The 5,086-nt window shown below is 66.2% G+C and carries 6 protein-coding genes and 1 pseudogene; 3 read left to right on the top strand and 4 right to left on the bottom strand.

Features of this window, described 5'->3' with window-relative positions; genetic code table 11:
- Nucleotides 1-289, top strand: a 289-nt coding sequence (locus tag I71_RS19470; RefSeq protein ID WP_042696697.1) for a DsbA family protein, incomplete at its 5' end; no start/stop codon positions are given.
- Nucleotides 290-346: 57 nt separating this feature from the next.
- On the opposite strand, the gene I71_RS19465 is transcribed toward I71_RS19470, so the two are convergent.
- Together I71_RS19465 and I71_RS19460 are read right to left on the bottom strand one after the other, a co-directional pair.
- Nucleotides 347-2,284 (bottom strand): propionyl-CoA synthetase, encoded by a 1,938-nt coding sequence (locus tag I71_RS19465; RefSeq protein ID WP_042696695.1) that lies wholly within the window; start codon nucleotides 2,282-2,284, stop codon nucleotides 347-349.
- Between the two features lie 187 nt (nucleotides 2,285-2,471).
- Complete coding sequence (locus I71_RS19460) at nucleotides 2,472-2,915, bottom strand: DUF3574 domain-containing protein (protein ID WP_159107408.1); 444 nt, start codon at nucleotides 2,913-2,915, stop codon at nucleotides 2,472-2,474.
- A gap of 102 nt (nucleotides 2,916-3,017) precedes the next feature.
- On the opposite strand from I71_RS19460, the gene I71_RS19455 reads away from it, so the two are divergent.
- Nucleotides 3,018-3,383, top strand: a complete 366-nt coding sequence (locus I71_RS19455) for a hypothetical protein (RefSeq protein WP_042696693.1) — start codon at nucleotides 3,018-3,020, stop codon at nucleotides 3,381-3,383.
- A 9-nt stretch (nucleotides 3,384-3,392) separates the two neighbouring features.
- Here the strand turns inward: I71_RS19455 and I71_RS19450 are convergent, their stop codons facing one another.
- Entirely contained in the window at nucleotides 3,393-3,830 is a 438-nt protein-coding gene (locus tag I71_RS19450) for an Rrf2 family transcriptional regulator (RefSeq protein ID WP_042696691.1), read from the bottom strand.
- Between the two features lie 157 nt (nucleotides 3,831-3,987).
- On the opposite strand from I71_RS19450, the gene I71_RS19445 reads away from it, so the two are divergent.
- Nucleotides 3,988-4,920: an NAD(P)/FAD-dependent oxidoreductase gene (locus I71_RS19445; protein WP_042696689.1), complete on the top strand. Its 933-nt coding sequence runs from the start codon at nucleotides 3,988-3,990 to the stop codon at nucleotides 4,918-4,920.
- On the opposite strand, the pseudogene I71_RS41050 reads toward I71_RS19445, so the two are convergent.
- Nucleotides 4,917-5,086, bottom strand: a pseudogene (locus I71_RS41050) (LysE family transporter); the annotation flags it as partial. The gene I71_RS19445 and the pseudogene I71_RS41050 overlap by 4 nt on opposite strands.

Here is a 5,086-nt window from a genome sequence, read left to right as displayed (position 1 = left end):
CTATTTCGTCGAGGGCGCCGACATCGGCGATCCGGACGCGCTGGCAGGCATCGCCGCCGGACTGGGGATGGATTTTGTCGAGACGCGGCGCCTGCTCTCCACCGACGCCGAATCGGCCGCGGTGCTTTCCGCCGACACGCTGGCCCGCCAGATGGGCCTGCAGGCGGTGCCCTGCTATATCTTCAATCGTCGCTATGCGCTGTCCGGTGCGCAGGAGCCGGCGAGTTTCCTGCCGCTGCTCGACCTCGGCAGCGAGGAGCCGGAAAACCTGTCGGTCGTTTCCGGCTGATCCCACCGCCAAAAGAACAAGGGCGGCCCGGAGGCCGCCCCTTCCCCGTCCGTCGCCTCAGGCCGGATTGCCCGTGGACCTGGCGTAACCCAGGGTCTTCAGCGCGTCGGCGATCTCCGGCAGGATGCCCGGATCGTCGATGGTCGCCGGCATCTTGTAGTCCTGGCTGTCGGCGATCTTCTGCATGGTGCCGCGCAGGATCTTGCCCGACCGGGTTTTCGGCAGGCGGTCGACCACCAGGGCGCGCTTGAAGTCGGCCACCGGGCCGATCTGCTCGCGCACCAGCTGAACCACCTCCTTGACGATCTCCTCGTGCGGGCGGGTGACGCCGGCCTTCAGGCAAACGAAGCCGAGCGGCACCTGCCCCTTCAGGTCGTCGGCCACGCCGATCACCGCACATTCGGCAACGTCCTTGTGGCTCGACAGCACTTCTTCCATGGCGCCGGTGGACAGGCGGTGGCCGGCGACATTGATGATGTCGTCGGTGCGGGCCATGACATAGACGTAGCCGTCATCGTCGATGAAGCCGGCGTCGCCGGTCTGGTAATAGCCGGGATAGTCGGCGAGGTAGGATTTCTTGAAACGCTCGTCGGCGTTCCACAGGGTCGGCAGCGTGCCCGGAGGCAGCGGAAGCTTGACGCAGATGGCACCGATGTCGCCGCGCGGGACCTCCTTCAGCTCGGCATTCAGCACCCGCACATCCCAGCCCGGCATCGGGCGGGTGGCGGAGCCGTACTTGATCGGGAACAGATGGACGCCCAGCGGGTTACCGGAGATCGCCCACCCGGTCTCCGTCTGCCACCAGTGGTCGATCACCGGCACCTTCAGATTGTCCTCGGCCCAGTGCAGTGTATCGGGATCGGACCGCTCGCCGGCCAGGAACAGGGCGCGGAAGTGCGACAGGTCGTACTTCTTCAGGTAATTGGCGTCCGGATCCTCGCGCTTGATGGCGCGGAAGGCGGTCGGAGCGGTGAACAGGGTACCGACCTTGTGCTGTTCGATCACCCGCCAGAAGGTGCCCGGATCGGGGGTGCCGACCGGCTTGCCCTCGAAGACGACGGTGGTGCAGCCGGCCAGCAGCGGCGCATAGACGATGTAGGAGTGGCCGACGACCCACCCGACGTCCGACGCCGCCCAATACACCTCGCCCGGCTTGACGTTGTAGATGTTGGTCATCGTCCAGTGCAGCGCCACCGCGTGGCCGCCATTGTCGCGCACCACGCCCTTGGGCTGGCCGGTCGTGCCGGAGGTGTAGAGGATATAGAGGGGATCGGTCGCCTTGACCGCCACGCACTCCGCCGGCTCGGCCTTTGCCACCGCCTCGGCCCAGTCGACGTCGCGGCCGGCGATCAGGGTCGCCGTCTCCTGCGGGCGCTGCCAGACGATGACGCTGGACGGCTTGTGCGATGACTGTTCGATGGCGGCGTCCAGCATCGGCTTGTACTTGACGATACGGTTCGGCTCGATGCCGCAGGAGGCCGAGACGATGGCCTTGGGCTTGGCGTCGTCGATGCGGGTCGCCAGTTCGTGCGGGGCAAAGCCGCCGAACACCACGGAATGCACGGCACCCAGGCGGGCGCAGGCCAGCATGGCGACCAGCGACTGCGGGATCATCGGCATGTAGAGCAGGACGCGGTCGCCCTTCTCGACACCCTGGGAGCGCAGCGCACCGGCGAAGCGGGCGACCTGATCCTGCAACTCGGCATAGGTGATGGTCTGGACGGTCTGGGTGACCGGGCTGTCATAGATGATCGCCGGCTGGGCGCCGCGGCCACCTTCCACATGGCGGTCGACAGCGTTGTAGCAGGTGTTCAGTTCCCCGCCGGTGAACCAGCGGTAGAAGGGCGCGTTGCTGTCGTCCAGCACCTTGTCCCACGGCTTGAACCAGGAGATGTCCTTCGCCGCCTCGCCCCAGAACCCCGCGGGGTCCGACAGGGAGCGGGCATGCATCTGGTCGAAAAGCTCGGCGGTGGTGGTGCTGGCGATCGCGCTCATGGCAGGGCGTCCCTCGTTCTATTTTGGTACTATTCGGTGCGCATTTCCTCTCGGCCGCGAAACGATCAGCTTCGCTGCCTCCACAATCTGCGACAAAAGCATAAGCCTGTGCAAATGTCAGAAGGTCGGGGGTGCGGCGAGCTGTCGCATTTCCCCACTGATGAAACACCGTTCCGGCATCTAGAATTCAAAAGGATACGCAGACCGGCCGGACGACCAGCGCGACGGACTGCTGGTGGAAGCGCTGCTTGTACAGATCGACGATGTCGTGGATCAGCCGCAGGGTCGCCGAATCCCCGTCGGCCAGCAGTGTCAGGATTTTGCTGGGCTCGCGGACCAGATGCCCGCTCTCGGTGTCGCGCCATTGCCCGGCCCCATCGGTGACGGTCAGGCCGTTGGGAAAACGCGGCGTCACCTCTCCGTCGAGAAAGTCTGTCCACGCGCGCTCGCTCACGCCAAGCTCCGTGCCGATGTTGCGACCGAAGAACAATTGCGCCTCGATCATCGCCCCGGCCGCATAGGCCGCGCAGGACAGGGGCGCCGGAGCTGGCGCGACCTGAGCGGCGGCCGGAGCGGTCAGCAGAAGGAGCGAAACGACGGCGGACGACAGGATCGGAGAAATTTTCACCACGGGTCGCATCGGCAACTCTCCGTTCGGGAGGAGGATGGAGCATGCGGCAGTGCGATCAGCGACGCTCTGGTCAGGACGCCCCGGGACCGTTATGCATGGATCATGACTGTCGATCCACCCATCACCGGAATTCGCCCGATCCTGACCGTCGTTCACGGCAACGGCGAGCGGCTGATCGTGGCCCGGCTCACCAATCTGGGCGGTGGCAGCCAGTCCAATCGCTTCGTCCTGCGCCGCGCCGACTTCCGCGCGCCGTGGGAGCAGCCGGAGAAGGGCTATTTCGGGTATGCCGAAGTCGCCCGCGCCCTGGATGCCAACGGCTGGCGCGGCTGCGCCATCGAGGCGATGGCGACAACCGATCTGGAGGAACGCCGCGCCCGCCAGCTCGCCCGCAAGAAACTGCATCTGCAATGCGTCGAGGCGGCGATCCGGCGGGCCCAGGAGGGGGAAACGCCGAAAGCGGGCTAGGCTCCACGCTCAGCACTTCCCCAACGCTTTCATGCGCCGATCGAAATCGGCCGCGAGATCGGCGAGCGTCACCTGGCCGAGATGGCGGACGAGCACCGCCTCCGCTTCACGCAACGCCCCGTCGAGGGCGGCATTGACAGCCTGCTCCACCAAACAACTCGGCTCGTCCGCGGTTGGACCGATGGCGAAGACGCCGGGTTCCCCCAATGCGCGGTGAATGTCCAGCAGCGTGATCCCGTCGAGCGGCCGTGCCAGCCTCCAGCCACCGCCATGGCCCTTTTCCGACCGCACATGGCCGGCCTCGCGCAGTCCCGCCATGGTCCGGCGGATCACCACCGGATTCGTGTTCAGCATCTCGGCAATCGCCTCCGACGTCAGCGCACCGCCATGCCGGTCCATATGGATCAGCACATGCAGCATGCGGGAAAGGCGGCTGTCCTGTCTCATCGATGGTCGGTCCCTTCGGGTATGACGCCGGGTAGCCGGCATATTCAGGAAACTTCATAAGTTACATGGCACATTGACCGCACCCTTTCATGTAACTTATCATGTGTCGTGACTGGCGTGGACGACGCGCCCGGTTCGTCCGTGGAAAGGGACAGGCATGAACGGAAACGATACGACGACCTATGACGCCATCATCGTCGGCGGCAGCTATGCCGGCATGGCCGCCGCGCTGCAGTTGGCCCGCGCCAGACGCCGGGTCCTGGTGCTCGATGAAGGGTTGCGGCGCAACCGCTTCGCCAGCCACTCCCATGGTTTCCTCGGTCAGGATGGCCGTTCGCCGGGGGAAATCGCCGCCGAAGCCCGCGACCAGCTGATGCGCTATCCGACCGTCAGCTGGAAGACCGGTCGCGCCGATCTGGCCGCCCGCAAGAGCGGGGGATTCCAAATCACGGATTCGGAGGGCATCGGCTACCGAGGGCGCCGGCTGCTGATCGCGGTCGGTGTGGTCGACGAATTGCCGGCGATCCCCGGTCTGGCGGAACGTTGGGGGCGCTCCGTCTTCCATTGCCCCTACTGCCACGGCTATGAGCTGATGCAAGGCCGTATCGGCGTTGTCGCCGTCTCCGGGCAATCCATGCACCACGCGCTGATGCTGCCGGACTGGGGACCGACGACGCTGCTCCTGAACGGGGCTTTCGAACCTGACGCCGACCAGTCGGCCCATCTGGCTCGGCGCGGGGTCGCCGTCGAAACCGCCCTCATCACGGGAATCGACGGCGATCCGGCGGAGGTCGCTCTCACCGACGGAAGCAAACTGCCGTTCGCCGGGTTGTTCGTGCTGCCGAGAAGCCGCGTTGCGAGCCCGCTGGCCGCACAGCTTGGGTGCGCGAGCGACGATGGGCCGCTCGGCACCCATATCCGCGTCGACGCGATGCAGGAAACCAGCGTCCCCGGCGTCTTCGCTTGTGGCGATGCTGCACGGGCCGCGGGATCGGTGGCGCTGGCGGTCGGTGCCGGTACGATCGCTGGAACGGCACTGCACCGGTCGCTGCTGTTCTGCGAGGACGACGCCCTGTTCGCCCGCTCCTAACCGATCAGCAGGCCCACCGCAATCGCCCACATGACCAGGGCGATGACTCCGTCCATCACCCTCCAGGCGGTGGGCCGGGCGAACAGAGGACGCAGCAGCCGGGCACCATAGCCAAGCGCGAAGAAGAAAGGCAGGATGCCGTCTTCGCCCCCAGGGCGAAGGCCCC

Source organism: Azospirillum sp. B506 (genome assembly GCF_000333595.1).
GTDB lineage: Bacteria > Pseudomonadota > Alphaproteobacteria > Azospirillales > Azospirillaceae > Azospirillum.
This window is presented reverse-complemented; position numbering and strand designations above follow the sequence as displayed.

Coding starts and splice junctions, on each gene's coding strand:
- I71_RS19465 (WP_042696695.1), bottom strand. CDS start 2,284: ATGAGCGCGATCGCCAGCACCACCACCGCCGAGCTTTTCGACCAGATG.
- I71_RS19455 (WP_042696693.1), top strand. CDS start 3,018: ATGACTGTCGATCCACCCATCACCGGAATTCGCCCGATCCTGACCGTC.
- I71_RS19450 (WP_042696691.1), bottom strand. CDS start 3,830: ATGAGACAGGACAGCCGCCTTTCCCGCATGCTGCATGTGCTGATCCAT.
- I71_RS19445 (WP_042696689.1), top strand. CDS start 3,988: ATGAACGGAAACGATACGACGACCTATGACGCCATCATCGTCGGCGGC.